This is a genomic window from Corynebacterium sp. MSK310 (assembly GCF_030227355.1).
GTDB lineage: Bacteria > Actinomycetota > Actinomycetes > Mycobacteriales > Mycobacteriaceae > Corynebacterium > Corynebacterium rhinophilum.
Map to the genome: position 1 here is coordinate 377,519 of NZ_JASPFZ010000001.1, position 26,412 is coordinate 403,930.

Annotated in this window: 23 protein-coding genes, 1 tRNA gene and 5 pseudogenes; 19 read left to right on the forward strand and 10 right to left on the reverse strand. The window is 55.5% G+C overall.

The window, feature by feature from the left end; translation table 11 throughout:
* Positions 1–31 precede the first annotated feature (31 nt).
* The 5 genes from QP891_RS01775 to QP891_RS01795 all read left to right on the forward strand — a co-directional run bounded on the left by QP891_RS01775 (position 32) and on the right by QP891_RS01795 (position 4,400).
* Positions 32–700, forward strand: a complete 669-nt coding sequence (locus QP891_RS01775) for an NAD(P)H-binding protein (RefSeq protein ID WP_284769785.1) — start codon at positions 32–34, stop codon at positions 698–700.
* Positions 701–718: 18 nt separating this feature from the next.
* Positions 719–1,696 carry a nucleoside hydrolase gene (locus QP891_RS01780; RefSeq protein WP_284769786.1) on the forward strand — a complete coding sequence of 326 codons (978 nt, stop codon included), beginning with the start codon at positions 719–721 and terminating at the stop codon, positions 1,694–1,696.
* 120 nt (positions 1,697–1,816) lie between these two features.
* Positions 1,817–2,563, forward strand: coding sequence for an ECF transporter S component (locus tag QP891_RS01785; RefSeq protein WP_005283022.1), 747 nt, complete (start codon positions 1,817–1,819; stop codon positions 2,561–2,563).
* On the forward strand, positions 2,563–3,255 hold the full coding sequence (locus QP891_RS01790) for an energy-coupling factor transporter transmembrane component T family protein (protein WP_284769787.1): 693 nt from the start codon (positions 2,563–2,565) through the stop codon (positions 3,253–3,255). Before QP891_RS01785 ends, QP891_RS01790 begins: the two co-directional genes overlap by 1 nt.
* Positions 3,246–4,400 carry an ATP-binding cassette domain-containing protein gene (locus QP891_RS01795; protein WP_284769788.1) on the forward strand — a complete coding sequence of 385 codons (1,155 nt, stop codon included), beginning with the start codon at positions 3,246–3,248 and terminating at the stop codon, positions 4,398–4,400. Before QP891_RS01790 ends, QP891_RS01795 begins: the two co-directional genes overlap by 10 nt.
* A gap of 208 nt (positions 4,401–4,608) precedes the next feature.
* Here QP891_RS01795 and QP891_RS01800 read toward each other — a convergent pair.
* Both QP891_RS01800 and QP891_RS01805 read right to left on the reverse strand, forming a co-directional pair.
* Positions 4,609–4,758 (reverse strand): annotated as a pseudogene (locus QP891_RS01800) (IS110 family transposase); the annotation flags it as partial.
* Between the two features lie 680 nt (positions 4,759–5,438).
* A complete protein-coding gene (locus QP891_RS01805) occupies positions 5,439–5,951 on the reverse strand; it encodes a hypothetical protein (RefSeq protein ID WP_284769789.1) in 513 nt (170 codons plus the stop codon).
* A gap of 172 nt (positions 5,952–6,123) precedes the next feature.
* On the opposite strand from QP891_RS01805, the gene QP891_RS11815 reads away from it, so the two are divergent.
* Together QP891_RS11815 and QP891_RS01810 are read left to right on the forward strand one after the other, a co-directional pair.
* Positions 6,124–6,300, forward strand: coding sequence for a transposase (locus QP891_RS11815; RefSeq protein ID WP_349838703.1), 177 nt, complete (start codon positions 6,124–6,126; stop codon positions 6,298–6,300).
* A 796-nt stretch (positions 6,301–7,096) separates the two neighbouring features.
* Positions 7,097–7,773: pseudogene (locus tag QP891_RS01810) on the forward strand (IS3 family transposase); the annotation flags it as partial.
* Positions 7,774–7,863: 90 nt separating this feature from the next.
* On the opposite strand, the pseudogene QP891_RS01815 reads toward QP891_RS01810, so the two are convergent.
* Positions 7,864–8,037: pseudogene (locus QP891_RS01815) on the reverse strand (helix-turn-helix domain-containing protein); the annotation flags it as partial.
* Between the two features lie 323 nt (positions 8,038–8,360).
* Here QP891_RS01815 and QP891_RS01820 point away from each other — a divergent pair.
* Both QP891_RS01820 and QP891_RS01825 read left to right on the forward strand, forming a co-directional pair.
* A complete protein-coding gene (locus tag QP891_RS01820) occupies positions 8,361–9,020 on the forward strand; it encodes a hypothetical protein (RefSeq protein ID WP_284769791.1) in 660 nt (219 codons plus the stop codon).
* A gap of 302 nt (positions 9,021–9,322) precedes the next feature.
* Positions 9,323–10,054 carry a trypsin-like serine protease gene (locus tag QP891_RS01825; protein WP_284769792.1) on the forward strand — a complete coding sequence of 244 codons (732 nt, stop codon included), beginning with the start codon at positions 9,323–9,325 and terminating at the stop codon, positions 10,052–10,054.
* Positions 10,055–10,210: 156 nt separating this feature from the next.
* Here QP891_RS01825 and QP891_RS01830 read toward each other — a convergent pair.
* A pseudogene (locus QP891_RS01830) lies at positions 10,211–11,434 on the reverse strand (IS3 family transposase).
* Positions 11,435–11,486: 52 nt separating this feature from the next.
* On the opposite strand from QP891_RS01830, the pseudogene QP891_RS11820 reads away from it, so the two are divergent.
* The 4 genes and pseudogenes from QP891_RS11820 to QP891_RS11835 all read left to right on the forward strand — a co-directional run bounded on the left by QP891_RS11820 (position 11,487) and on the right by QP891_RS11835 (position 12,774).
* Positions 11,487–11,685: pseudogene (locus tag QP891_RS11820) on the forward strand (hypothetical protein).
* A gap of 381 nt (positions 11,686–12,066) precedes the next feature.
* Complete coding sequence (locus QP891_RS11825) at positions 12,067–12,228, forward strand: hypothetical protein (RefSeq protein WP_284796170.1); 162 nt, start codon at positions 12,067–12,069, stop codon at positions 12,226–12,228.
* 70 nt (positions 12,229–12,298) lie between these two features.
* Positions 12,299–12,544, forward strand: coding sequence for a hypothetical protein (locus tag QP891_RS11830; protein WP_349838795.1), 246 nt, complete (start codon positions 12,299–12,301; stop codon positions 12,542–12,544).
* A gap of 47 nt (positions 12,545–12,591) precedes the next feature.
* A complete protein-coding gene (locus QP891_RS11835) occupies positions 12,592–12,774 on the forward strand; it encodes an integrase core domain-containing protein (protein ID WP_349838796.1) in 183 nt (60 codons plus the stop codon).
* A gap of 116 nt (positions 12,775–12,890) precedes the next feature.
* On the opposite strand, the gene QP891_RS01835 is transcribed toward QP891_RS11835, so the two are convergent.
* Together QP891_RS01835 and can are read right to left on the reverse strand one after the other, a co-directional pair.
* Entirely contained in the window at positions 12,891–13,466 is a 576-nt protein-coding gene (locus tag QP891_RS01835; protein ID WP_284770642.1) for a TetR/AcrR family transcriptional regulator, read from the reverse strand.
* Positions 13,467–13,660: 194 nt separating this feature from the next.
* Entirely contained in the window at positions 13,661–16,477 is a 2,817-nt protein-coding gene (can, locus tag QP891_RS01840) for an aconitate hydratase (protein WP_284805818.1), read from the reverse strand.
* A gap of 374 nt (positions 16,478–16,851) precedes the next feature.
* Between can and QP891_RS01845 the strand changes: the two genes are divergently transcribed.
* The 3 genes from QP891_RS01845 (at position 16,852) to QP891_RS01855 (ending at position 21,508) form a co-directional block, all read left to right on the forward strand.
* Complete coding sequence (locus tag QP891_RS01845; protein ID WP_284770644.1) at positions 16,852–17,325, forward strand: Rv1476 family membrane protein; 474 nt, start codon at positions 16,852–16,854, stop codon at positions 17,323–17,325.
* 1,694 nt (positions 17,326–19,019) lie between these two features.
* Positions 19,020–20,402 (forward strand): NlpC/P60 family protein, encoded by a 1,383-nt coding sequence (locus QP891_RS01850; RefSeq protein ID WP_284770645.1) that lies wholly within the window; start codon positions 19,020–19,022, stop codon positions 20,400–20,402.
* Between the two features lie 32 nt (positions 20,403–20,434).
* Entirely contained in the window at positions 20,435–21,508 is a 1,074-nt protein-coding gene (locus QP891_RS01855) for a ferrochelatase (RefSeq protein WP_284770646.1), read from the forward strand.
* 22 nt (positions 21,509–21,530) lie between these two features.
* Here QP891_RS01855 and QP891_RS01860 read toward each other — a convergent pair whose 3' ends face one another.
* Positions 21,531–22,304 (reverse strand): Rv1486c family protein, encoded by a 774-nt coding sequence (locus QP891_RS01860; RefSeq protein ID WP_284816856.1) that lies wholly within the window; start codon positions 22,302–22,304, stop codon positions 21,531–21,533.
* A 33-nt stretch (positions 22,305–22,337) separates the two neighbouring features.
* On the opposite strand from QP891_RS01860, the gene QP891_RS01865 reads away from it, so the two are divergent.
* Positions 22,338–23,177, forward strand: a complete 840-nt coding sequence (locus QP891_RS01865; protein ID WP_284770648.1) for a DUF3097 domain-containing protein — start codon at positions 22,338–22,340, stop codon at positions 23,175–23,177.
* Positions 23,178–23,203: 26 nt separating this feature from the next.
* Here QP891_RS01865 and QP891_RS01870 read toward each other — a convergent pair whose 3' ends face one another.
* The 3 genes from QP891_RS01870 to QP891_RS01880 all read right to left on the reverse strand — a co-directional run bounded on the left by QP891_RS01870 (position 23,204) and on the right by QP891_RS01880 (position 25,205).
* Positions 23,204–23,776, reverse strand: a complete 573-nt coding sequence (locus QP891_RS01870; RefSeq protein ID WP_023022380.1) for a hypothetical protein — start codon at positions 23,774–23,776, stop codon at positions 23,204–23,206.
* A 29-nt stretch (positions 23,777–23,805) separates the two neighbouring features.
* Entirely contained in the window at positions 23,806–24,546 is a 741-nt protein-coding gene (locus tag QP891_RS01875) for a TVP38/TMEM64 family protein (protein WP_284770649.1), read from the reverse strand.
* Between the two features lie 573 nt (positions 24,547–25,119).
* Positions 25,120–25,205: transfer RNA gene (locus tag QP891_RS01880), tRNA-Leu, on the reverse strand.
* Between the two features lie 238 nt (positions 25,206–25,443).
* Between QP891_RS01880 and QP891_RS01885 the strand changes: the two genes are divergently transcribed.
* Together QP891_RS01885 and QP891_RS01890 are read left to right on the forward strand one after the other, a co-directional pair.
* Positions 25,444–25,983, forward strand: a complete 540-nt coding sequence (locus QP891_RS01885) for a YbhB/YbcL family Raf kinase inhibitor-like protein (protein WP_284770650.1) — start codon at positions 25,444–25,446, stop codon at positions 25,981–25,983.
* Complete coding sequence (locus QP891_RS01890) at positions 25,983–26,375, forward strand: hypothetical protein (RefSeq protein WP_284770651.1); 393 nt, start codon at positions 25,983–25,985, stop codon at positions 26,373–26,375. The genes QP891_RS01885 and QP891_RS01890 overlap by 1 nt, the downstream gene beginning before the upstream one ends.
* Positions 26,376–26,412: the final 37 nt, after the last annotated feature.

Genomic DNA, 26,412 nt, shown 5'->3' on the forward strand with positions numbered 1-26,412 from the left:
CATAAAAAATGCGCTGTTACGATGGGGCGCTATGACTGATACTAAGAAGAAGATTTTGTACATCGGAGGACACGGCAAGGTAGGACTGCTGGCGGCTCCAAAATTAGCGGCTGCCGGCCATGAGGTTCACTCGCTTATCCGTAACCCAGACCAAAAGGCCGATATCGAGCAGGCCAACGCTACGCCGGTTATTGCAGATATCACCGGGCAATCCGTTGATCAGTGGGCGGAGCTATTCGCAGATTATGACGCAGTTGTATGGGGTGCCGGAAACGGCGGCCGTGGCGGCGCCGAGCTGACGTGGGCGGTTGACCGCGACGGCGCCTTGGCGGCCATCGAGGCTCTGGAAAAGCTGGGCAAGGATGTCCCGCAATTCGTCATGATTTCTTATGTCGGCTCTCAGGTTGCGACGACCGATCCAGCCGATGAAAAGTGGTACGCCTACGTGGAATCCAAGAAGGAAGTAGACAACCGCTTGGCAGATAGCTCCATTCCGTACATCATCCTGAAGCCCGCTGGCCTGACGGAAGAGCCTGCGCAGGGACTGGAGTTCGCCGAGGACAAGATGCTGCAAGAAGGTCAGACCTCGTCTCGTGACCTAGTGGCAGACGTCATCGTAGAGGTACTGGGCCGCGAAGAGCTTCCAACGTCTCCAGTCGTATTCGTTGACGGCGACAAGCCAGTAAGCTCCATTAAGTAATAGTCAGCCAAACTATCTATGAGTGTTTCGCGCCCAGCTGTATTGCTCGACTGCGATCCAGGGATTGATGACTGCCTCGCCCTAATGTACTTAGCGGGGCTGCATCACGCAGGCGAGATCGAGTTGGTGGGCGTGAGTACCACTGCTGGTAACGTCGCGGTCCAGCAGACAGCCGCCAATGCACGGTGGATTTTGGATCTTTGTGGATTACCGGAGGTCCCCGTCGCCCCAGGGCGGCCGGCTCCGCTCGAAGTAGAGCTGACCACGACACCTGAAACCCACGGTGCGTCCGGCTTGGGTTATCTTTCCGCGCCCGATCACGATTTCGGCGATATGCAGTGGCAGGAGTTGTGGTCGAGCGCCATTGCCCGCAACTCGGGGCTACACCTCATCGTCACCGGCCCGGTAACTAACTTGGCAGACTTCGAGCGGGAGCATGGCGATGCCGTCGCGCAGTGCGGCTCGATTACCATCATGGGCGGTGCCGTTAATTACCGCGGCAATACGACGCCGACCGCGGAATGGAATTTCTGGGTAGATCCGCACGCAGCAGCTAGCCATTTCGCGGCCTCAGCGGCACCACCCAGCACTCTCTGCTCGCTCGAGGTCACCGAGCAATTTCTCATCACCCCAGATCGGTTAGCAGAAATTCAAGGTTTCCTTGGTGAACACCCAATGGCCGAGAAGCTGCCGGAAATACTGCGGTTCTACTTCGAGTTCCATCAAGCGCAAGAAGAAGGCTATCAAGCCCAGATCCATGACCTTCTGACCTGCATCATCGCCCTAAAGAAGGTACCGTTCGAGGCAGTAGAAACGACTATTGACGTGGAAGCGGACTCTGCGCTGATGCGCGGGACCAGCGTCGCGGACCTCCGCAATCACTGGGATCGGCCGACCAATGCCTCTCTGGTGACCAGTGCAGACATTCCAGCTGCCCACCACGAGTTCGACAGGGCGTTGCGCGCATTGCGCGCGCGTGTTGCTCTAGGCGAATAAATCTTTTACCCTAATCCGCAGCGCATACGCCACATTTTCCTACGCTGAGGTGACATAGGCTGGGACTAAAAGCAGTGTGCCCCAATCTCTTTTGCACATTGATGGATTAGGAATACCTCTATGCCTCAGCTTTCTCTTACCCCTGCCCGCCGGGGGATGGTCATCGCGGGTGCTGCGCTCGTCGTCGCCACGTGGATCTACTTGGTGCTTTTCCGCCCGACCGATTGGGAGTCCGTGGCGGGCTCTGCCGAAGCCTTGATCACCTTGGCCGGCTACCTCATTGGCGCAGCCCTGCTGCTTGCCGGCACCGTACCGTCCCTCCCAGCCCGTACCATCGCCATTATTCCCATCGCGTTGGTTCTTAATATCGTGGTGGGCCAAATCATCGGTTCGAGCGGCATTCCGCTGTATATCGACTCCGTGGGAACCATCTTGGTAGCCGCCCTCGCAGGCCCCATCGCCGGGCTCGCTACCGGTACGCTGTCATCAGTGGTCTGGGGCCTGCTTAACCCGATGGCGCTCCCCTTCGCCGCCGTTTCCGCGGCTACCGGCTTCCTTTCTGGCTGGGCCATTCAAAAGGGTGCGTTCACCAAGATCTGGAAGGTCATCGTCAGTGGTGCCATTATCGGCATCATCTGCGGTATGCTCGCCGCTCCTGTTGCCGCCTTCGTCTATGGTGGTACGGCTGGTGTCGGTACCGGCGCGCTCACGTCCCTCTTCCGCGAACTGGGCAACTCCTTGATTGCATCCGTGACGATGCAGTCTCTCATCTCTGACCCACTGGATAAGGCCGTCGTCTTCCTTATCGTGTGGGCTGCCGTGAAATCCTTGCCCAAGCGCACCCGGGAATCCTTGCAGCCTCGCTAATGTATCGCCTTCACCCGTCGACGGTCCTCACCATTGCTGCGTGCGGTTGGCTACTCATCCTCGCTCTCAATAGCCCACTAACATCTGCACTGGTCGCAGGCGCAATGCTTGCCTATGGCGTGTGGGCCACGAGGTCCATCGCGATCGTCTTGGCCTCTGGTGCGCTCTGTGTTCCGGTGGCCTTATCGATGTTGGTGATCCACGCCCCTTATGGCGATAACCAACTGATTCCGCTGGTCACAACCGATGGCCTGCTTGTTGCCGCCACGCTAGCCCTGCGCTTTTTCGCGTTAATGGTGTGCTTTATCGTGGCGATGTCCGTGCTGCGAATTTCCGATATTGCGAAATGGCTCCAGGTCTCGCGCGCAGGACACAAAATTGCCTACATCGTTGGTGCTTCATTGCAGTCCTTACCGCAGGGTGCGCAGGCATGGCGGACCGTCCGCGATGCCAACCAGCTGGCGGGAATCAAAGTGACGTGGCGCAATACTATTTCGCGGATCGTCATCCCAGTGATTTCGCGCCTTTTGATCCAAGGCACCGAGCGTGGCCACGCCCTTGCCGCCGTGGGCTTTGATGAAGAGGGGACTAGGACCCTTTTGCGGCCGGTGCCGGATTCAGCAGTGTCCCGCGTGCTGCGGTATATCGTTCCCCTTGGAACAATAGGAGTCATGGTCTTTGTATGGATATAGATGATATTCAGCCAGGTATAGGCAGCGTCATCCAAGTATTTGTGCCTTCGGATGCCATCGCCGAAAACGTGGCGCAAGAGTTGGGCGAAAAATTTTCTACGTCTGCCATCATCGGTACTGACCCTTCCGCGCAGATGAGCTACCTGCGCGATACCTGCATCGAAGAGGTGGTCCTTGGTTTAGAAAACCAGGGTGAGGACCCAGCCCACATGCAGGTGCGGGGAGAGGAAATGCTCGCGGCGGTGGGGCTTAGCGATTACGCGGAGAAGAACCCCACCCAGCTTTCTGGTGGTCAGACGCGGAGGCTCGCCGCTGCATGCGTAGCGATCCGCGAGCCCGAGGTGCTCATTATTTGTGAGCCGAGCGCGGGGCTTGACCCCACATCGTTGGCGATGATGGTGCAGCTATTGCATTCGCTGCGCAATACCTGCGTTCTTGCCGTGTCATCCATGCACTGGCCCGAATTGGGTGGGGAAGTCGTAGGGGAGATCCCACAACCAGCCCCAGTAAGCGTAGACGTGATTTCTTCTTATGGATTCCGGGGATCTCTTGGTCCTCTTACTGCGCGCCGCGGGCAAGAAAAGAAGCGGTGGTGGCAATCGGCGAAGCCTTCCGGCAATACCTTTAGCGTCGGACCGGTAACCATACCCATTCGCGGCGGAGGCGTGACCTGGTTGCGCGGGGCAAACGGTACTGGAAAAACGTCTCTCCTGCGCGCCGCCGCCGGCCTTGATGGTGCACAGCGCCCAGCTGAGCCCCGGGGATTGGTCCTCCAATCTCCTTATGACCAGGTAATATATTCCACCTTGGGTGACTTTGTTTCCGATAGCGCGTTACGGGAGCTACTAGAGCTTGATGCGGCTGAGCACCCATTAGATCTATCCGCTTCCCGGCTCAGGCTGGCCCAAACGGCACATGTGGTGGGGATGGGCCACGGAATCTTGCTCATGGATGAGCCCGATAGCCTGCTTTCGCTAACGGACCGAGCACTGATGCATCAACTAATTCACAACGCGCTGGAATTAGGAGCGGCAATAGTGCTTACATGCCACGATCCAGGGTTCGTCGAAGAGATCGCGCAGTATGTCAGTATTCAGGAAGTGGAGCTTTCCAATACCGGCGGCTTGGCAGAGGGCGCCGACTAACCCAGTCTGCGTTCAGCTGGCGCCTTCGCCTCCCAGAGAGAAAAGCGGAGTGACGAAGGCGGGGGTGTTCCTATATAGTTTGTCAATCTCGCGGGTGAGGTTGATTGGTGCGGATCCTCAACTCGGGATTTTTAGGTGTGTTGTTTTGCGCGCGACTGGTAGCCGACTGGGATTTTTCCGAGTCGGCTTGTTTCGCTGTTAGGGGATAGGCTGCTGCGGCTTCCTTTGCTGGAGCGGGGTCGCGGTAATACTCGTGGTTACGCATCATGGCGTAGAGGACGTTGATTCGTCTGCGGGCGAGTGCTACGACCGCGGCGTTGTGACGCTTGCCTTCCTTGCGCTTTCGTTCATAGAATTGCGGTCCTTACCCCCGACGTGTCCACTTTCCAGGGGTCAGGCCCTATAGACCACCTGGGAGAATAGATACACCCGCAGTTAAAACCCTGTGGATAATCAACTGGTGTGTGATAAATATGCGCAGAGTGCTTCCGGATAAAAAGAAAGCGCCCGCAGGGCGCTGCTTCTCTGTGATTGGGTTAGTCGGGCTCGGGGTGAGGTGGTTTCTGCTGAACTGATGGGGCGGTTCTGGTGACGGTCACTCCGCCTGTGTCGGCTGTAATGCCGGCGTTGGGCCACGCGGTAATGGTCTCAAAAACGGCTTTCTTTACTTCATTACAGAAGCTTCTTCGTGCGTACCAGAGAGCCTCCTGCCGCCGCAACAGCTAGCGTAGCTATTAGCGCGGGAAAATACACATCCTGTGTGAGTAAAAAATCATGTACAAAGATTGCGATACTAAAACAGAGTCCAATCCACATTGTGAATAAACCAAACCGGCGTATTCCCCGTTGCTGAGCTTTTCGATCTAATCTTTGTCTCTCTGGAAGGAGACCAAGCAGCAAGGCACCAATGACTGCGAATCCAATACTCAAAGGTAGTTGGTGGAAAAACGCGAAAACACATGTTAGTGCTGACACTATTATGCCGAGTTCTATTCGAGTGACGTGCATGATCTCTTTTCCAAAATTAAGCACTTGATTTTAGCACTGGCTGCTCACAAGAGCGAAGAAAGCATCGACTCCATAAGCCCAAATAGCGGCGGCTAGTGCTGCCCCTGCAGGCCCCTCGGCTGCGATTATTCCCGCTGCTGCTGTCCAACCGACATGATGAATTACTCCTACTGCCCAAAGTAGCATCGCACAAGGCACCGAGGACCAATTAAAATATGGAGTAACAACCGGTTTTCCTTGTACCGAATTTCCTCGCATATTTGGAATCTTAAATGTTTGTTCATCGTTGTTTTCATCGATTACGGTCGCTGTGCTTGTAGCTTTATCAACCGTGACCTGATATTGATGATCTGGGGTCGATATTTGGAATTGACTTCCGGAAAGCCTTTGAATCTTAGTACCTTCGGAAAATAAAGTATCTTCAGAATTTTTGGGCACAGATTGATGCTTTGACTGAGCTGTCATAGGAGCCGGTGCCGCGTGAGCCTCTACGCCAGTAAAACTAAGGAGTGTGGCAACCAAAAACGCCACGGGTTTTCTCATTGTTTTCCTTTCTAAAGATGGCGTCCACAAACAATTTTAATGTTAGATCTAGTTAGGCAAAATAAGAAGAGAGCAAACTTATAATGTGATAATAAACTAAATTCAGAATTTTGAGGTTACCACTCGTTTAGTGGACACCCGATTAGTGCGGATTTTGTGTCCGTAAGAGAGGATGTTCATTGTCAGTCAACAACGCCAGAAATACACGCCGGAGTACCGGCGTGAAGCCGCAAACCTAGTAATCGAGTCAGAACGCCCAATTGCTCATGTAGCGAAAGAAATTGGTGTCGCACCTGGCCTTTTAGTCCGGTGGGTAAAAAATGAGCGTCAACGCCTAAGGATCCTCTGATGGGCTAAGCGAGGCGGCTCTTCGTGCTGAGAATGCTCGTCTGCGTCGTGAGCTGGCAGAAGCCAAGATGGATAACGAGTTTTTGCCTTAAAGCGACAGCTTTCTTCGCTTTAAGGCAACGCGAACAGAAAAGTTCGAATTAATGCAGCCAGAGCAAGGCTAACTACAGCATCAAGCGCATGGCACGCCTTTTGAAGGTGTCTCGGTCTGGATACTACAAATGGGCCCATATGCAGCAGCAACGCCTATCCGGTAAAGATGATCGGACATCTTTTTACGATGATGTTGATCGCAAGATTCACCAGATCTGGAAAGACTCCGACGAGTGTCAGATGCGAGTTTTTGGTACCGGTGTTCTGGGGACTCGGTACTGCCGTGTTCTGGGTAGTTGGTACCGGGGCGGGACGACGGAGTCGGCTCGGCTGATTGCTTTATTCGTCCGGTTCCATTGGGGAGGTGGCTTTGCGCATGTCAAAGTCTCCTATGCGGATTCGGAGGCCGCTATTAAGGCAGTTTACGAGTGAGGGTCTGACCCCGGAAAGTGGACACGTCGGGGGTTAGACCCCACCCCAATGTATGTGTGATCTGCGTATAGCTAGCACCGCCAAGGCACATCGCAAGGATCTGTTTGAAGTTAGCCACAACAATGAGCTTCTTCCAAGTAGAAGCTGCTGCGACACCAACGAATCGTGGTGTCGCCAACATCAACTATGAAAGAAAAACCCTTGCAGTACCAGGTAAGCGTAACCCTGGTACCAACTACGCGGACTCACGGTACCAACTACCCCAAATCCACAACGAGGTCTATGGTACCCCGCGAATCACCGCAAACTCGCCGAGCGCTACCAGATCACCTTGAATCGCAAGACTGTGGCCAAGCGGATGCACCTGATGGGCATTGAAGGGATGTCACCGCGTGCCTTCGTCCCAGCGACAACGATCCAAGCCAAGCGTAAATCTGCTCTTTCTGACCTGGTCAAGCGCATGTTTGATACTGGTGAGCTCAATCGAGTATGGATGTCGGACATTACCTACCTGCGCACCGGCGAGGGCTGGTTGTATTTGTGCGTGGTCCGCGATGGTCATTCCCGCAGGGTGCTGGGCTGGGCTATGGATAGCGTGCAAGACACACGTTTGGTCGAACGAGCACTGCGGATGGCGCATACGCTGCGTGGTGACGTTCCTGACGGGCTGGTGTTTCACGCTGACCGGGGAACACAATTTACCAGTGAGCAGCTCTGGGAGGTGTGCCGCAACCTGGGCGTTGCTCAGTCTGTGGGGCGTACCGGGGTGTGTTTCGATAATGCGTTGGCTGAGTCGTTCTGGTCGACACTTAAGACCGAGTTCTACGACCGGAAGCGCTGGCCAACCCGCGATGTTGCGCGTCAGGTTGTGGCTTACTGGATTGTAGTGGTCTACAACCGTCGGCGTCGGCATTCCGCTCTCGGGATGGTAAGCCCTGTCGATTTCGAGAACCACACCAGCCTAACCACCAGCAGAAAAGAAATCGCTGCCTAACCACTAGGTAGCTCTACTACGTGTCCACGATTTGCGGACAACCCCATGCGGGGCACGAGAGCGTGGCGCGATGGCGTTGGCGCCACCAGCATCAAAGACGTTGAGGATCTGATAGACGCGCTGGCGTGAGATACCAAAACGCTGAGCCACTCTAGAGGGGCGGCGACCTTGTTTGCGGACTGCGTTGACGATGGCCATGTTGCGGTTCGGGCTATTCATAGTGTCAAACATGTCGCGACTGATGAGTAAAACATCACTCAACACGGCCAGGTAGCCTAAGCGTCAACTATGTCGCGACTGACCTGTCAACCATCACGACCACTTACCCAGGAACAGACTGTCAAATAAGTTATGAATTCAGACAGCTGTTGCCTACGAGATTAAGCCGTAATAATATATATTTTTGAGCGTTCTGACAATGATTTTGGGAAAAGATATACGTTCGTTTACGTTTTCCCTCTTTCGCTTTCAAATTTGTCTACTGCATGCGATCTTAGAGGTGTCCGGATTTTCATCCATCTCCTCTCGAAAGGTTTAAGAGTATGTATCGTCCCAAGAAATCTGCGCTTTTAGCGATGCTGATTACCGCAGCAACAGTTTTTGTTCCGGCTAATGCTGGTGCCGAGACTGTGACTGGCCCCGATGCATCGTCTCAGAATAATGAGTCTCCGTCTTCTGTGTCCTCAGTATTGCTCGAAAATGCAGATTCCTATGTTTCCCTACGAGGAGATCAATTCTCGGTTGATAGCGAGGCGGAAAGCGCTTTCTCCCAAAAAGATCTGCAGGAAATTGAAAATGAGGTAAAGGCTCAGAACGAAAAAATCAATGAGGCCAAGGCTGATAGCAACCTCGAGATGAAGGTAGCGGGAGACTCGGTAACGTTCTGGGAAAAGGGACCGAAGATCTCGAGCTCTGATAACGATGACATTGATCCATACTTTCAAGAAGGCCGGAATGGAATTGAATTCCATGGCACTACTGTAAGGCTGCTGATGTCCAAAACGACGATCAACCGTATGGGTAACGGTATTGCAATCGGTGGAATTTGGGTTCCCGAACCAGTAGTTTCCAAAATCCTAGCTACTGCAGGGGTTCTTGGTGGCGTTGCACCTGGTGGTATCTATGCCGACTTTGGTATTGCTTCGATTGTGACTGGCGCTATTATGCAGACTGCAATTCCACAACGGGTTGGTTTCCAATAAATTATCCCTGAACTAAGCACTAAGGGATTGGCGGTAGCGTGATTGGAATGTTGCCATACGGATGTCGCTGTATTGTTTAGATAATACTCAAAGAGAATCTTCCGGCTAGGAAGATTCAAGATGGTTGGGAGAGGAAATTATGTGGAAAAAGCTGTAGGCCACTGTGGGTGTTCTTCTGATGGCGCTTTCCGTTTACGCTAAGTGGCCGTATGTCGTGACGATTGCTCTAGCAATTTTGGTCATTCTCCTCATATTTGTCCCCTATGGGAAGAAATAAAACCTGAGAAGAGGTAGGACTTTAGATGCACCTACCTCTTCTTTATTTTTATGAATTATTAATTATGAAAAACGAAATCACTCCAATAATGAGCCGTGTAGTCCTCTTCTCTTTGGCTAGTGTATTGACAGCAGCCCCGGCTTCATCAGCATCTATTGCGCAGCAGCAGAATTCTGATCCTCTTTCATACATAGAAAGTGGTGACGAGATACAGGTGGGCCCTCCTCAAGGGGCGGTGACATGTTCTGTAACTATCATTTCCCAACGACGGGCCTTAACTGCAGGTCACTGCGGCGAAAAAGCGGATGAGGTATATTCAAAAGGTAGGCGCATTGGAAGTGTTGGCGAAAATTACTTGTTGAGTAGCCAAGGATCGGATGTTTCAGAAATACTTCTTGATTCCCCTACCAATTACGCTCTCCGAGTCGATAAAGTCAGTGATAAAGAAGTCGAAATCCCTTCCACTATTTTTACCAAAACGTTTCTTGGAGGGAGAATTCAGGGGACTATCGACGACAAGAACCTATATTGTGAGGGTGTTTCCCTAGCGGGGAGGAATTTCCAGGCGCGCACTCTTAAAGCTCAAATAGCTTCAATACCTGGGGATTCGGGTGCTCCTGTCTATAATTCTGCGGGGGAATTGGTAGCCCTTATTGAAGGTGGTAATGGTAAAGGTGATACTACTATTACGCCAATTTCCTTTCTAGAGAAAAGCGTTGAAGACTATCCGACTAATGATTGTAAAACAAATAAATAAACTGTATCTATTTATTTTCTGGTCAAGTCCGATGGAGTGGTGTATCTGTCCTTTCTGAATCGGTGGTTCGGGGACAGTGTCAGGGTCGGTGTTGGGGTCCGGCTCGGGGTTGATGTTGGTTCAATTTGAAGCGTCCTGGGTTTGGTTCCGCTTCTTTTACGGCCCTGTGTTGATGGGCTGGGTGAGATAGTACTCGGTTTCTACTTCCAGTGGGGCGGCGTAGTCCAACGCCTCGTGAAGACGTTTGGTGTTCCACCAGTGTGTCCACCGCAGGGTTGCTAGCTCGACTTCTCCCACTGACGTCCACGGGCCTTGAAAATGGATAAGTTCAGCCTTGTAGAGACCGTTGACTGTCTCCGCGAGCGCGTTGTCATAGGAATCTCCGACTGTGCCAACACTCGGCCGGATCTCGGCTTCGGCCAAAGCAGTGGAGTACTTCAGTGACACTCACTGACTTCCCCGATCACTGTGGTGCACTAGCTGGTCTCCATGGATTCGACCGGCAGTCGTTAATGCATATTCCAGTGCCTCCCATCGGCAGCGCATCGGTGCGCATCGTAGAGCGGGTGGCAACACCGACTATTTTGCTGCTGCAGACGTCAATGACAAATACGGTGTACGCAAATCCTGAGAGGGTGCGAACATAGGTAATGTCGGCGACCCAAAGTCGCCCAGGTGCTGCTGCCCGGAAGTGTCGCTGCACAAGGTCCGGACGATGATCCGGAACTTTAGGGCTGATCGTGGTGACCGGGGTTTGTCCACGTCGTCGACCGGACACACCTGCAAGTTTCATCAGGCGTGCGGTCTTGTCGCGGCCGATATGAAAGCCTTCACGGTTCATGGCGTGCCACATCTTGCGAATACCGTAGTCCGAGAAGTTTTCCGCATGGACGCGCTGTATCTTTGGGATGATAAGGCTATCGCTTAAGGCCCTGGCGCTTGGGGCGCGGGTGGTGGCTTTACGGTAGCCGCGGGAGGTAATGAATCCACGATCTGCTTGTTTCAGAACACGGCAGATGGCCCCGGGCCCCAAATTGCTCCTTGTACTCGTCGATGTAGGAGATCATCTGGTCGTGGGTCGGTCGAGTTCCGCTGCGAAAAAGCCGAAGCAGTCTTAAGAATCCCGTTTGCTCGTTTCAACTCGCGGTTTTCCCGGCGCAGACGCTTGAGCTCTTCTTCCATGGTTTCGCCATCTGTTGGTGTCGTCTGCTCATGGGCGAGGCTGTCGCGGTACCAGGCGCGTAACGTGTAGTGGGACACGCCAAGGAGCTCAACGACTTCCTCGTACGCGCGTTGCCGTGAGCAGGACTCCAGACGGACCATCTCTAGGACTTGATGGACCGCCTTCTCCTTGAATTCGGCGGAATACTTTCTGGGCATAGTGCCAATCCTTCCTTAGCAGAGGTAGGAACTAAACCCAGGATGCTTCAAAGTGTCCCAGGTTTTGTTCCGTTTGAGTAGATGGGAAAATCTGGAACATGCCAAGAAAATTTGACCAGGATGCAAAGGACCGTGTGGTCCGTCTCGTGGAAGACCGCATCTTGGCGGAAAATATGTCGATGCAAGCCGCATGCCAGGCAGTAGCTCCAAAGTTGGGGGTTTCATGGCACACGGCTCGTCAATGGACTTAAGCCTGCCCGCCGCGTGGGAAACACCCCAGAACCTGTGCCTGAAGATTTGGCCGCCGAAAACGCGTGGCTACGCCGCGAAAATCAAGAGCTTCGAGATACCAACGAGTTGCTGAAGGCCGCGTCAGCTTTTTTCGCCTCACGACCAGGCCCCAAGCCCCGGTTATGATCCGGTTCATCGATAAATACCGGGATTGTTTCTCTGTCGAGTTCATCTGCACTGGCGTTGAAAAATAACCGGGCTGGTGGGTTCATCACCGCGCGTGGTTATCGCCAGTCCAAAGCCCGAGGGCTTAAGCGCTCGTCGCCTTCGTGACGGTTGTGCTGATTGAACGCATTGGTGCCATTCATCGGGATAATGACGGTGTCTACGGTGTGCGGAAGATGTGGCATGCGCTTGACCGTGACGGAATAGATATCGGCCGTGAGCAAACCACCCGGCTGATGCGCCTGGCTGGTGTTTCTGGCACAGGCAAAGGCAGATCACCAATCACAACGCGCACACCTCAACGTGTCGGATCTGCGCCCAGACTTGGTCGAGCGTGAATTCAAAGCCCAAGGCCCGAACAAGCTGTGGGTGGCCGACATTACCTACGCGCGCACGAAGAAAGGCTTTGTGTACACCGCATTTGTCACTGACGTTTACTCCCGGCGGATCGTCGGATGGGCATTATCGGACTCGATGCGCACTTCAGGCATTACCGCTGCAAGCACTCAACCAAGCGATTGTGAGCGCGAGGGAAACAACAGGCCTTATTCACCATTCGGATCACGGCTTATAGTACGTCAGCATTGTCTACAACGAGCGCCTTTCCCAACACGGGATCACTGCTTCTACTGGGACAGTTGGCGACTCCTATGACAATGCTCTAGCTGAAAACGTTAACGGCTCCTACAAGAGGCGAGCTGATCCATACTCGCAGGTGGAATGACGTTATCGAGGTAGAAATCGCCACATTTGAGTGGGTGTCATGGTGGAACGAGGTAAGGCTCCACCAAAGCCTGGGATACCGAACCCCAGCCGAGGTGGAAACCGAATTGTGGAAAAAGAACCCGCAACAGGGAATAATAGAAATCAAGGCAAATGCCTAGGAACAAAACTCGGGGCACTTCAGAACGCAGACAAACATAACCTGCCCCTGCACAGGGGCAGAGCTACGAATCCTGGGTGACCTCAAGCGGTACTGCTAACAACGTAATGGGCTCATTTAGCGCTGTGGCGAGCTAGAACTCCGGATCGATTGCTCCACCAGATCGAGGACACGCTCCAGGCCATCCGTATCCCCTAAGGCGAGCCTATTAATAAACCCATCCATGAAGGTTTCCAAATAGCTCACCAGGGTATCTATATCCACGTCATCTCGCAGCCGGCCTTGCTCTGCGTTGGATGCAAGTCGGGCGCGGATAGCCTCGTCACGAATGGACTGGTGTTCTTTCCACCGCGCGGCAAACGAGGGGTCAGTGCGCAATAGAGAAGTGATCTCTAGACGCGTGGCAAGCCAATCGTGGCGTTCTGGGTGACGCAACATTTCACGCATGACCTCGACGAGGCCATTATTAGCCACTACTTCTGCCTGGCGTGCGGCATCTTCGCGTGCTAGGGAAAGAAATAGAGATTCCTTGTCCCCAAAGTGGTGAAAAATGGCGCCGCGTGATTTCCCGGTGGCTTGTTCTAAGAGGCGGACAGTCGCGCCCTCATAGCCATGTTCGGCAAAGCACCGGCGAGCCCCAACGAGAATTTCGTGCCGCCGCCGATTTAACTCAGATTCACTCACGATTGGCATAGTGAGGTCGTCTCCTTTTAGGAATGATTAATACTTCAAGTTAAGTATGTTCTGAAACGAACATAGAACGACAATAAAGAAACGCGGGGCCGCAGAGCCCTCTACGGGAGAGAGCGGTGCGACCCCGCGTCTTCAAGCTCAGCGACGAGCACTAAGCCCAAAAAGCTTAGTACTTTTCCGTCGCATTAAGTGGCTTAGTTCTTCACCATCTGGCGCAGCACGTACTGCAGGATACCGCCGTGGCGGAAGTACTCTGCCTCACCCGGGGTGTCGATACGTACGTTAGCGTCGAACTCGACGGCGTCGTCAGAGTCCTGCTTGGTAGCGGTGACGTGAACGGTCTTCGGGATGGAACCGTCGTTGAACTCGGTGATGCCTTCGATGTCGAAGGTCTCCGTACCGTCCAGACCCAGGGACTCGTGAGACTCGCCATCAGGGAACTGCAGCGGGATAACGCCCATACCGATGAGGTTCGAGCGGTGGATGCGCTCGAAGGACTCGGTGATAACTGCCTTTACACCCAGAAGGTTGGTGCCCTTTGCAGCCCAGTCACGGGAAGAACCGGTGCCGTATTCCTTACCAGCGATAACGACCAGTGGGATGCCGGCTTCCTTGTAGTTCTCGCATGCATCGTAGATGTATGCCTGCGGTGCACCCTCTTGGGTGAAGTCGCGGGTGTATCCACCGGTCTCGTCCACCAGCTGGTTGGCCAGGCGGATGTTAGCGAAGGTACCGCGCATCATGACCTCGTGGTTACCGCGGCGGGAACCCAAGGAGTTGTAGTCAGAGCGGGAAACGCCGTTCTCATCCAAGTACTGCGCGGCCGGGGTGCCCGGCTTGATGGCAGAAGCAGGGGAGATGTGGTCGGTGGTGACGGAATCGCCAAGCTTCGCAAGAACGCGAGCGCCCTTGATGTCCTCAACTGGGTCCGGCTCGGTCGGCATGCCCTCGAAGTATGGAGCCTTGCGGATGTAGGTGGAGTCCTCATCCCACTCGAAGGTCTCGCCCTCTGGGACATCCAGGTTGCGCCATGCGTCGTCGCCCTTGAAGACGTCGGCGTAGTCAGCCTCGTACATCTCGCGAGAGATAGCGGACTGGATGGTGTCCTCAATCTCCTGCGGGGTAGGCCAGATGTCCTTCAAGAAGACATCGTTGCCGTCTTCGTCCTGGCCCAGCGGCTGGTTGTCGAAGTCGAAGTCCATGGTGCCGGCAATAGCGTAGGCGATGACCATGATTGGGGATGCCAAGTAGTTCATCTTGACGTCCGGGGAGATACGACCCTCGAAGTTGCGGTTACCGGACAGAACTGCGGTAGCTGCCAAGTCGTTCTCATTGATGGCTGCAGAGACTTCCTCTGGCAGTGGGCCGGAGTTACCAATACAGGTGGTGCAGCCGAAGCCGGACAGGTAGAAGCCCATAGCCTCGAGGTCCTTCCAGAGGTCTGCGCGCTGGAAGTAGCCATCGACAACCTGGGAACCAGGTGCACAAATGGTCTTAACCCATGGCTTGGAGCGCAGGCCCTTTTCGGCGGCCTTACGTGCAATCAAACCTGCACCCACCATGACGGATGGGTTGGAGGTGTTGGTGCAGGAGGTGATGGAGGCAATTGCCACCATGCCGTGGTCAAGGGTGTACTCACCGCCGTTATCAGGTTCAACGGTGATTGGGTTGGAGTGGCGTCCCTTAGCACCAGCGGCGGCGGATTCGCCGTGGCCCTCGCGAGACTTGTTCAAACCACCGGTGACGTCCTCTTCGCCAGCCGCGCCGCCCTCAGCGGACATGCGCTTTGCCTCAACGGAGGAGTCATCCACGCATACCTCGTCGGTGGTGTAGTTGGACAGGGCCTTACGGAACTGTTCCTTGGCCTCCGAAAGGAGGATACGGTCCTGCGGGCGCTTCGGACCAGCGATGGATGGCTCAACGGTGGATAGGTCGAGTTCGATGTACTCGGAGTACTCCGGCTCCGGAGTGTCCTCTGCCAGCCACATGCCCTGGGCCTTGGCGTACTGCTCGACGCGGTCGATCTGCTCCTGCGGGCGACCGGTGAGCTCGAGGTACTTGGTGGTCTCTTCGTCGATGGGGAAGATGGCCGCGGTGGAACCGAACTCTGGCGACATGTTGCCGATGGTAGCGCGGTTAGCCAGCGGGACGGACTTGACGCCGTTGCCGTAGAACTCTACGAACTTCTGGACAACGCCGTGTTCACGCAGCATCTCCGTAATGGTCAAGACGACGTCAGTTGCGGTAACGCCGGTCGGGATTTCGCCGGTGAGCTTGAATCCGACGACCTTTGGGATGAGCATCGATACCGGCTGGCCAAGCATGGCAGCCTCTGCCTCGATGCCGCCAACGCCCCAGCCCAGGATGCCCAGGCCGTTTTCCATGGTGGTGTGGGAGTCGGTACCGATACAGGTATCCGGGTATGCAAGACCCTCGTTGTCAAAGACAACGCGAGACAGGTACTCGATGTTGACCTGGTGGACAATACCGGTTCCCGGAGGAACAACGCGGAAGTTGGAGAAGTTCTCAGCACCCCAACGCAGGAACTGGTAGCGCTCTTCATTGCGCTGGTACTCGATTTCAACGTTCTTCTCAAGAGCGTCGGTGGAACCAAAGGCCTCAACGATGACGGAGTGGTCAATAACCATCTCGGCCGGGTTCAGCGGGTTAACCTGGTCTGGCGTACCGCCAAGAGCGGACACGGCTTCACGCATGGTTGCGAGGTCGACGACACAGGGAACACCGGTGAAGTCCTGCATGAGGACGCGGGCTGGGGTGAACTGGATTTCAGTATCCGGCTCAGACTTTGGATCCCAATTGGCGAGGGCCTTGATGTGGTCCTCGTTTACATTCTTGCCGTCCTCATTGCGCAGCAGGTTTTCTGCCAGCACCTTGAGGGAGTACGGCAACTTCTCCATGCCAGGAACCGTGTTGATGTCAAAGTAGTCGTAAGACTTGCCGTTGACATCAAGGGTCTTCTTGGCATCGAAGGAGTTCAAGCTTTCAGTCACAGGGAGCTCCATTCCTTGTTAATAAACAGTCTGTTCTGTTTTGTACTCGCCGCCTGCTGGAGATGCGGGATAAGCAAAAGGTGCGCGACCACATAGTGGTCGAGACGAAGCCATGGGGCCCGCAGTGCCAAAGACGGCAAAGAACGCGATGGTTCACCTATTTATTGTAGAGGTAAAAACCTTCCGTTGCTCCAATTGTAACGGGACAAGCGTTCTGTTTAAAGCTTTTTGCCGTACTCGGCGCGTTTACTGTGTAGGCGGCGGCGGTAACCTTTATCTTTAATGAAGAAAGACCAAGGAATATGCGCAAGGCATAACCCCCGATCTCGGGTGCACGAGCCCCGGCAATAATTAAGAAGAGGGAAGAGGATTGAATGGTTCCGGGTGAAGTGGACGTCCCGCAGTTGGCTCAGCAGCTCAAGCAGGACGGCGTAGCTTATTCTGCACCCTCGCTGGAATCGGATGCTCAGCTAAATGCACACGTCGCCGAGCAACTGCGTGAGGGCGACGGGATTGCCGTGGTCGATGTTTCTGTTTTCAAGGCCGCCGACGCGCGCGACATTGCACAAGAGCTTTATGATGCTACCAATCTGCACACCGTCATCGTGCAGACCCCGCGCCATGTCTCCTCGGTTAGCGAGAACTATAGCCGTGCGGATATTGAATCTTCCCAAGCGCAATTAAGGCCAGGACTGAACCAAGTCGATCTTGTGCAGCAGTACTATGCAGGGCTTGAGCAAAGCAGCTTTCCGATGGTCGCCGTCGTCGCCGTCGTCGCCATACTCGCCCTCCTTTTCGGCGGCTTAAGTTATTGGCGTGCCTCCCATCATCGCGAAATTCGGGGATAAGTAGCGGCCATTAAGGGGGCGCGATCTGGAGAGAGCGGACGCATCAAGGCGTCCAAGCGTATCCAACTTCTAACTATGTTTGTTCGAAAAAGTGGAAGAAAATTTTCCGTCTTCCGCGCTCGGCGCGCCCCAAAACCATCCGCCGAAGCGAGCTAAATTTTACGGCTGCAAGAGCGTCGTGGCGCACCGCACCGAAGGAACTCGCGGTGCCTACCCTGAGATTTATGGAAAATGATGTTCAGGCATTGGCGTAATCCATCGGTCCTTTATGGGCGGCCCTTGGGCGACTCCGGATCGTTGCGAATGAAGAAAACTCCCATTGCTTAAAAGTGTCAGGGGAGCGGGGGAGGGGCAAAAGTAAAGGCTTAGTGGTTGATTTTCACTGGGGGAGTGGTTCTACTGCGGTGAAATGACCCCGATTTGGTTGCGACTCATGACGCACGGCCCTCGGAATATAAAAACCAAAGTGGCGAACATCACAATAACGGGGTGGTAACAAAATTATTGCAGGTTAGGTACGAATGTTGCGTCATGTGGTTTAACTTGACTCCACGTAATTAAGTGGAATGTGTGCGAAAAGGGCGTGTCGTGACGTATGGTTCGAGTGTCGACTCAAGAGACGTGAATATCTTCTTGAGTTCATGGGCTTAGCCTTGACGGTCAATTGAAGATTCGCACGGGTATGTGGGGAAGCACGCCTCGCGGGAATCGAGGAATTGGCGGTTCTTGGAAGTCAATGAACCACGAGGGAACTCTCGAACGGGAGAGTAGAAAAACTTTTCACTTGAGCGACGACAATGTTCGAAAAATAAACATCAACCCACCTTCCTTAAAAGTGGTGAGACGAGTTCGCTAGAGCTCCATCGTGTGGGTATGCGGGTGTGGTTCTTTGTCGAGCCCTTCGATAGTGGATTCCCGGTCAATCGGAATCCAGATACGAGGTTCGCTGAGAAGCGCAGTCGGGTACGTGCAGAATGAGAGAATGAGGGAACCGGAATCACACTAGGGCCAGCATCGTGTGGCCTGTTCATGGTTTGTGGCCACTTGCCCTCGCACGAATGGGTACACGCATAAAGCTGTACCTCCACTGCGCCGCGGCGAGTCGTGCCAAGGATCATAGGGCAGTTCTCACTGTGCGCAGCGCAGCGTGCGAAAGGGTCTGGACTCTGCCAGCTACCTAAATTCACTGCACGTCACAAGGGGAGCTCGATGACGATGCGCCAATCTGAGATTGGCACTGCGATGGGAGAGTTGTAAATGCTCCCAGTAGCGTTAGAGCGCTCACGTTCACAATGAACCGCGTAGGACACGTGGAGAAAATGCACCATCCTTGTCGCTGGTATGGGGAAATAGTAGCGATTGTTGGACAGCGTGACGTGAGGCTACTGAGCTCAAGCATCAGTTGCATAGAGCTTTAATTGACGTGCGCACTCCCTAGGTGAAGTCTCTACAATTTTCGGGCTCATGTGCCATGTACATCCTGGGGCCGCGGGCTGCCAGGGCGATAACGCATACCCATAAGCCCATAAGCCTTTGGGTGTGAGCTATCGGATTCGGAATATCGCAAAGAAGACTCTGGGCTTGCTGCTGTGCGAAATGCGCAAGCTTCAGTGTCTCGGGCATTCCTATGCCCAAGTGCGGCACATTGCGTCCCATTCTTTAAAAGGGAGGTGGTCCAAACAAGGAGAATTCCAGTGGCCACCATTCGTCTACCGCGCATCCGACATGTTCGTGCAACTATCGCTGCAGTCATAGGTGTCGCAGCGCTATCGCCCCTGACGTCCATCGCTCCTGCCGGAGCAGATGAGCTCCTCGATCCCGCCCAGGCCGGTGCGGTTGAAGAAGTTCCAAGCACCGATGCAGATGACTCCATTGCCCGCGCCGTATCCAACGTTGATGCTCAGCAGCGGGACGTAGATCAGCTGCGCCAGCTGCTCGACCAGGCGGAGGAGCAAGCGGCGGCCGCGACGGAGCGCATCGCCCAGCTTTCGGCTGATCCTGCGGTTGCGGACGACGCGGCAGAGCTTGACCAAGCTTATGCTGAAAAGCGTGCAGCCGAATCGGCAATGGTCGAGCACCGCCGCAACTTAGCCCAGCGGGAGGCTCAAATGAATGCCACCCGCAACTTCGCTGAGGCCTCTTTTGCCCACCAGCAGCAGGCGGTGGAAGTGACCCAGCAGGGCGACCTTCCAAAGGTACAAAATCAAGATAAAAACCTTGACTTTAGGGTAGGTGCGGATGCGCTTTCCGGCGATACCGTCAAGCCGCAAGGCTTGAATAAGGACAAGGCTCAAAACTTTACCGACGAGATTGTTCCGGATGAAACTGCGCTTCCTGAGGTGACGCACGATGACGCCGTCGTAGAGGGGCAGGCGGACGCGGCCACCCCGAAGGCGGAGTTCGGCACCGCACTTAATCAAGGAGCAACGCCGTCTTTTAACACGGTGGACTACGGTACCGGTTCCTCGGCATCGGATGTTATGGACATCGCAGGCGATCTCGCCGCAGCCGTTGATCAAGACGATATGCGGGCACTGATGGACGGATCTGCAGACCTGTTGGGCATTGGCAGCCCGAATACGGCGCCATCGGCAAGCACTGATCCTTCCGCCACCGGTCAAGGGCCTGGAGCGCCATCTAACCCTGCTCCGGGCAATAGCAGCCAGATTGAGGCGGTGATCGCTCGCGCAGAATCTGTCATCGGAACCCCATACGTGTGGGGCGGTGGCGACAACAATGGCCCAACTGGCGGCCTCCGGGACGGCGGCATCGCCGATAGCTTTGGTGACTACGGACGGAGCGGTTTTGATTGTTCTGGATTGACTAAGTACGCGTTCGCCGCGGCCGGTTTGGACCTTCCGCACTACTCCGGTGCGCAGTACCAAATGGGCAATAAGGTCTCGCGCGACAACTTGCAGCGCGGCGACCTCATCTTCTACGGCGCCGGCGGCAGCCAGCACGTTGCGATCTACTTGGGCAATGACAAAATGATTGAGGCCCCGCAGTCTGGCCAGAATGTACAGGTCTCCCCTGTGCGCTGGGCTGGTGCGACCCCGGAGGTCGTGCGCCTTCTCTAATTCTCAGCCTTGTGGTTGCTACTATTTAGGGCATGACTGACGCACAGCATCCTGCCCAAAATTTCGACGCCCTCCTCGTTCTTTCTTTCGGTGGCCCGGAAGGAAATGAGGAGGTCGTTCCGTTTTTAGAGAACGTGACGCGGGGCCGCGGAATTCCGCGCGAGCGCTTAGAAGTAGTGGGCGAGCATTATTACCACTTTGACGGGGTAAGCCCGATCAACGGCCTGAACCGGGAGATTATCAGTAACGTCGAAGGCGAGCTGAAAAAACGCGGACATAATCTGCCGGTTTATTTTGGCAATCGGAACTGGCACCCCTTTGCCACAGCTACCGCAGAGAAGATGGCGGAAGAAGGGATTCGCAGGGTGGCCGTCTTCGCCACCTCCGCTTGGGGTGGCTACTCGGCGTGCCGGCAATACGATGAAGACATTGCTGCGATGCGGCAACACCTTGCGGATAATGGTCTGCCAGAAATCGAGTTCACCAAGATTCGACAATTTTATGATCATCCCAAGTTCATCGCGGAGATGGCCGATGCCGTCGCCGAGGCCTGGCGGCGTATACCCGTCGAGAAAACGGGCAGCGCGCGCATGCTGTTTACGGCCCACTCGGTGCCGAATGCACACGATAATGTCGGTGGTGCAGACGGGGACAAGAACCTTTATTCCCGGCAAGTAGCCGAAGCCTCCCGCTTAGTGGCCGAGCGCGTCGGAATTTCGGATTACGACTTGGTGTGGCAATCGCGCTCCGGTAACCCGAAGACGCCGTGGCTGGAGCCGGACATCGTTGACCACACCACCGCACTTCATGAAAAAGACGGGGTAGGCGCCGTAGTGGTGTGCCCCATCGGTTTTATCTCCGATCACATGGAGGTCATCTGGGACTTGGACTCTGAACTGCAAGCTGCCGCCGATGAGATGGGAGTACAGGTCGAGCGCGCCCGTACCGCTGGCCCCTCCCAGCGGTTTGCGGACATGGTCGTGGATCTGGTGGAAGAACTCGAACAGGGGAAACCGTGGGAGACCAGCGGGAATGTCACCGTACAAGGGTGTACCACCAACGGCGCGCCCTGCGCTGCAGGCTGCTGCGATATTCGCGCCCACTAAAAGTACTCTGGGCGGGCCTGTTCTAGCGAGCGAATTCCGCTGCTGAATAAGCCACTGCCGTCATCCGCGCTTGCCGGATATGGCGCCATAAGCGGGGGAGCTGCGGATCGAGGCTGTGATCGTTGATCCTATCCGTGACGGTTTCGATGATCGCGGCAACGCGGTCCGCGCGAGCAAAGAGTTTCGCAGCCCGGGGCGGGGTGGCCGGTGGCAGGCCGGGCGTGTCATAAAAATCGCTCAGGGTCCCCACCGTGAGCCGGGGATTAGTCAGCGCGGTGGACTGGTAGCCGGTGACCGTAATGAGATCGGCGGATTCATCCGTCGCCTTAGTTAACAAGGCATCCGCTTCGCCGGGGCTCAGCCATGCCGGTGAAGGTGGCGGCTGATCCTCACGAATCACCTGCCATGCCGTGTGAGCTCGATGGGGATGGGGGACAAGGACGAGCGAAACTTCCGGATCGTTGGTGCGCACAACGATGGCGCCCGCTGAACTTTGCGCGGCCGCACGGGCAGATTCTGATCCTGCGGGAAGCGCCGGCGCTTCACCCGGGCCAGATAAAATAAGCCGGAGAAGAGGCTCCCCGCCCGCGCCTGGCTGAGAAGTGAGCTCCTTCGTTTCGGCGCGCAGCAAGGCGAGCAAATCGATGAAGGGAGATTCATCCAAGCATTCGGGGCGCCCGCCCAGCTCTGTCAGGGCATCGAGCAGCTCATCTGTTGTCTCATGTCCCCACAACCACGCAGCTAGCCAGATGGCAGAGTTTTGGAGAGGGGACCAGACTTCGGCGCGCATATCCATGGCGAGCAAGTGTAGTAGATAGACTATCGGGCCATGAGTTTAGATCCTTATGGCGGAGATATTTTTGCTGGGCACCGACGCAGCAAGCCCACCCAGTACCCAGAAGTGCCCGCAGAACCGGGCATGGTGGTAGAAGTGCGCGGTGATGACTTTGTGGGCGCCGTTTTAGGCGTGGATAAGACCGTCTTTGGTGAGGTCGTACGGCTAGAAGACCGCCACGGCGTCGAGCGAGTATTTAACCTCATTAAAGGCGGATTCTTGGTAGAAGGTCAGCCGGTGACGCTTACGAGGTACGTGCCCAAGCAAGCACCCCGCAAATCAAACTCGGGCTCTAGGCGGGTAGAAAACGTAGAGGCCAAGGTGGCAGCGCCATCACGCATTTGGGTCGAAGGCGTCCACGATGCCGCCATTGTGGAAAAGGTATGGGGGCACGATCTACGCGTAGAAGGCGTGGTCGTGGAATACCTGGAGGGCTTAGACAACCTCGAAGAAAGGCTCGCCGAATTTCAGCCTGGCCCCGGCCGCCGGGTCGGCGTGCTCGCGGACCACCTGGTCAAAGGGTCGAAAGAAACGCGAATGACCGAGTCTGTGGGGGAGCACGTTCTAGTCACCGGCCATCCCTTCGTGGATATTTGGGCGGCAGTAAAACCGCAACGGGTAGGCCTGCAAGCATGGCCGGAGGTACCGCGGGGTGAAGATTGGAAAACCGGAATCTGCCGCCGCGTGGGGTGGTCCGATCCCTCCGATGGGTGGCGCCACGTTTATAACGCGGTCCATTCCTTCAGGGACTTAGACTCGAGCCTGATTGGTGCGGTCGAGCGCCTGGTGGATTTTGTGACCACGCCTGAACTGCGCAAATCAGACCTTGTCTAAGCCCCAGTAAGCGACGCTTTCTCGGCCTAGGCTAGATTGGCGCGTTCAATGAGGTTGACCGCCAATTGCCACCCGGCCATCTCGGCGCTCCAGCCCGCGGCTTGCAGCCTTTGGGACATCGCCTGTTTGGAAATTCCCAATTCTTCTGCGGCCTCATTTTGATTGAGCCCCGCCCTTACAAGGGAGGTTGCCTCGCGGCCCTCGATGGTGCGCTTATTGAGCACGTATCCAATGAGCGCGAAGGCGGCGGCGATATCACTCGCCTCCGCAGAACGGCCGCGCTTATTGAGCTTGGTGTAGACCTGCCCCATGCGCGCGGAATTTTTGAGCGCCGCGGTAGCCACGTGGCGCGCGCTTTCTTCGTCTGCCTGGTTGCCAGGGCTGATGCCGATGCCGATGGCCCAGTCGCCATCGGCAAGCAAGGCCATGACGACCTCACACACTGCGGTGGCGGAGTCGACCACGGCGCAAATATCCTCGACGCCAAGGACGTGAAACTCGCCGACGCCCTCGAGGGTGGATAGCGCGGCGGCCGAGCGCTGTACGAGCTCAGCGCGGCGCACGGAACGCCCACGGTAGCGGGCATGGACAGCGAGCACGAGGATCCTCCTTTATTGCGAGCAGTTCGTTACAGTCTACCGCTTAACCTTGACTGGACGGGAGTTGGCAGGCGCGAATCGAGCACAAGCCCGCCGATACCGGCGAGGGCAAAGACGATAAAGGCAACGATGATCCCGGGACTGGCCGTGCCAGTAAGCGCATCGCCGAAAAAGACACCGATGACCGTGGTGGGAATCGAGCCGACCAACGTAGCGACCGTAAAGTGCGAAACGCTGATGGGGGTAAGCGCGGCGACATAGTTGAGAAGGCTGAAGGGCACTCCCGCCACCATGCGCAGGGAAGCGATGGCCAGCCAACCGCGCCGCTCCAGGTGGGTATTGATGGTATAAACCGCGGGATGGGCAAGATGCGGCCTCATCCATTCTCCGAGCAGGCGGCGCACAATCAGCAACGATAATACGGCCGAGATGGTGAGCGCGAGCAGCGAGATAGCAAGGCCCTGCCAAGGACCGAAAAGGATACCCGCTGCAACCGTCCAGATGGTTCGGGGCAGGGGAAATTGCGTAAATATGACATAACCTAGCGTGAAGGCGACCGGAAACCACGCGCCAAGGCGGGCAGCGGCGGCCCGCATCTGGGAGAGGTCGGGAATGTCGAGCCAGATAAAAAGCGCTGCTCCAGCAAGTGCGAGCGCGATGATGAGTATCCAGCGTCGCGGTGACCACGCACGGATTGAGCCCCAAGCTGAGTGGGTGAGTTGAACGCAGAAGCTACCAAAGCTGCGTATCCAATCCCGGAAAGTGGTCATGCGTTTGTATCGTAGTCGGCTTGGCCGGGCTGATAGAAAAGAGCTGTACTTATAGAAAAATCTCGAGACATCATAGGAACGATGTCTCGAGACTTCACAGCGTGCCCGGAGGGGTGTCTGGTTCCATGACATCGTTCCGCATGTCTCATGAGATCGTTCCGGTTCGTCCTGCAAGAATGTCTCACCACATCGATCCGGCAGACAACCCGTGGATGAAAATGCCCCAACTGGGCAAAAAGGAATGTCTCGAGACATCGTTCCAACAAGGTCATAGTGCGTTAACGTCAAGCAGCTAGTTACACGTACCTTAAGCTCAGCTTCCACCGAAGATAGCAGGCACGCGAGAGGCTCAAAAGTGCCTCGTCGCAAAGTTTTGGCGCCCGCAGAACCTGCATCGAAGGCTTACATTCCGCACCGAACAGTACTTCGCCCGGGCAGATTCCATCGGGCGTCGACGATCCATGAATCGGGAAATTAAGCCACAAAGATCCTAAAGTTTTGAACATTTTTGGGCACCGCAAAAAAGAAAAATCTCGAGACACCATAGGAACGATGTCTCGAGACTTCACAGCGTGCCCGGAGGGGGACTTGAACCCCCACGTCCGTTAATAGGACACTAGCACCTCAAGCTAGCGCGTCTGCCATTCCGCCACCCGGGCAGGGTGTTTACAACCTCTCGGTTGGGCACCCCGAAACTTTATCGTGTTCCGCTACCGGAATACAAATCGCCAGGTAAATCCTCATAAACCGCACGATTTCAAGGCGGGGAAATACATCCTTGTAACTTGGTAGGCCGCAGCGCCTAGATAGGAGCACGGCCTGACACCAGCCACACGGTTGTGGGGTGAGTGGGAGGGGCATCGACAAGCGCGTGTGATCTGCGGTACAAAGGGGTACATGACTTCTTATGCAGATGACACTCGATTCCCCGGACCTGACCCCTACGCTCCGCTGCGCGATCTCCCCAGCTTCGGGCTGTCTTCTACCGACTTGGTAGAAGGCGATGAGATCCCAGAAAAGCACCGCGCGCCGGAAAGCGTGTCCCCACAGCTGGCATGGTCCGGACTGCCGGAGGGAACCAAGTCTTTGGCGGTGACCTGCTTTGACCCAGATGCACCGACTGCCTCCGGTTTCTGGCACTGGGCCGCTTTTAATATCCCCACCGATGTCTCCGAGCTGCCCACCAATGCCGGCGCGGCAGAGGACCTTGGCATCGACGGTGTTGTTAGCCTGCGCAATGATTCCGGCAACCGCACCCATTTTGGTGCCAACCCACCGGCCGGCCACGCGCCGCACCGCTACCTCTACGCGGTCCACGCCGTAGACGTAGAAACCCTTGATATCGATCCGGATTCTTCCCCGACCGTCCTCGGCTTCAACCTGCACTTCCACGCATTGGGCCGGGCAATCCTTTGGGGCTGGTACGAGGCCAAGTAATGGCGAGTTCCGCTCCTAAAAACCCAGTGACCCCACCCGCAGCGCTGCGGGTGGGCGGCGCTTTTTTGGTCGTCGCTTTTGTGCTGGTCCTATTCGCCCTCATCTCCGTTTTTAGCGATGGATGGGGCGCACCCTTTGTCTGGACCTACAGCAACCTCGCGATCATTATCGCTGCGGTGATGGTGGGTGCATTCAGCACGATGAGCAAGGAGCATGCCGGTAGTCGCGCGCAGATTATCGCCCTGGCAGTGGCGGTGGCCTTGATCATTGCTAGCCGCTTTCTGCCGCAGCACGAACTTCTGATTCAGCAGCAGTATTGGCTGCTCTTTTATGCCGGCATGTCCGCCATCTGTGCCTTAATTTTGCGGCGCAGCGTCATGGCGACCTCTTAAGCAGCCCTTCAAACAAGCAATGCCACGTGTTTATACA

Coding starts and splice junctions, on each gene's coding strand:
- QP891_RS11825 (WP_284796170.1), top strand. CDS start 12,067: ATGTGGCATGCGCTTGACCGTGACGGAATAGATATCGGCCGTGAGCAA.
- QP891_RS01820 (WP_284769791.1), top strand. CDS start 8,361: ATGTATCGTCCCAAGAAATCTGCGCTTTTAGCGATGCTGATTACCGCA.
- QP891_RS01805 (WP_284769789.1), bottom strand. CDS start 5,951: ATGAGAAAACCCGTGGCGTTTTTGGTTGCCACACTCCTTAGTTTTACT.
- QP891_RS01780 (WP_284769786.1), top strand. CDS start 719: ATGAGTGTTTCGCGCCCAGCTGTATTGCTCGACTGCGATCCAGGGATT.
- QP891_RS01860 (WP_284816856.1), bottom strand. CDS start 22,304: ATGGATATGCGCGCCGAAGTCTGGTCCCCTCTCCAAAACTCTGCCATC.
- QP891_RS01785 (WP_005283022.1), top strand. CDS start 1,817: ATGCCTCAGCTTTCTCTTACCCCTGCCCGCCGGGGGATGGTCATCGCG.
- QP891_RS01775 (WP_284769785.1), top strand. CDS start 32: ATGACTGATACTAAGAAGAAGATTTTGTACATCGGAGGACACGGCAAG.
- QP891_RS01890 (WP_284770651.1), top strand. CDS start 25,983: ATGGCGAGTTCCGCTCCTAAAAACCCAGTGACCCCACCCGCAGCGCTG.
- QP891_RS01825 (WP_284769792.1), top strand. CDS start 9,323: ATGCACCTACCTCTTCTTTATTTTTATGAATTATTAATTATGAAAAAC.
- QP891_RS01795 (WP_284769788.1), top strand. CDS start 3,246: ATGGATATAGATGATATTCAGCCAGGTATAGGCAGCGTCATCCAAGTA.
- QP891_RS01855 (WP_284770646.1), top strand. CDS start 20,435: ATGACTGACGCACAGCATCCTGCCCAAAATTTCGACGCCCTCCTCGTT.
- QP891_RS01865 (WP_284770648.1), top strand. CDS start 22,338: ATGAGTTTAGATCCTTATGGCGGAGATATTTTTGCTGGGCACCGACGC.
- QP891_RS01875 (WP_284770649.1), bottom strand. CDS start 24,546: ATGACCACTTTCCGGGATTGGATACGCAGCTTTGGTAGCTTCTGCGTT.
- QP891_RS01790 (WP_284769787.1), top strand. CDS start 2,563: ATGTATCGCCTTCACCCGTCGACGGTCCTCACCATTGCTGCGTGCGGT.
- QP891_RS11815 (WP_349838703.1), top strand. CDS start 6,124: ATGTTCATTGTCAGTCAACAACGCCAGAAATACACGCCGGAGTACCGG.
- QP891_RS01835 (WP_284770642.1), bottom strand. CDS start 13,466: ATGCCAATCGTGAGTGAATCTGAGTTAAATCGGCGGCGGCACGAAATT.
- QP891_RS01845 (WP_284770644.1), top strand. CDS start 16,852: ATGGTTCCGGGTGAAGTGGACGTCCCGCAGTTGGCTCAGCAGCTCAAG.
- QP891_RS01885 (WP_284770650.1), top strand. CDS start 25,444: ATGACTTCTTATGCAGATGACACTCGATTCCCCGGACCTGACCCCTAC.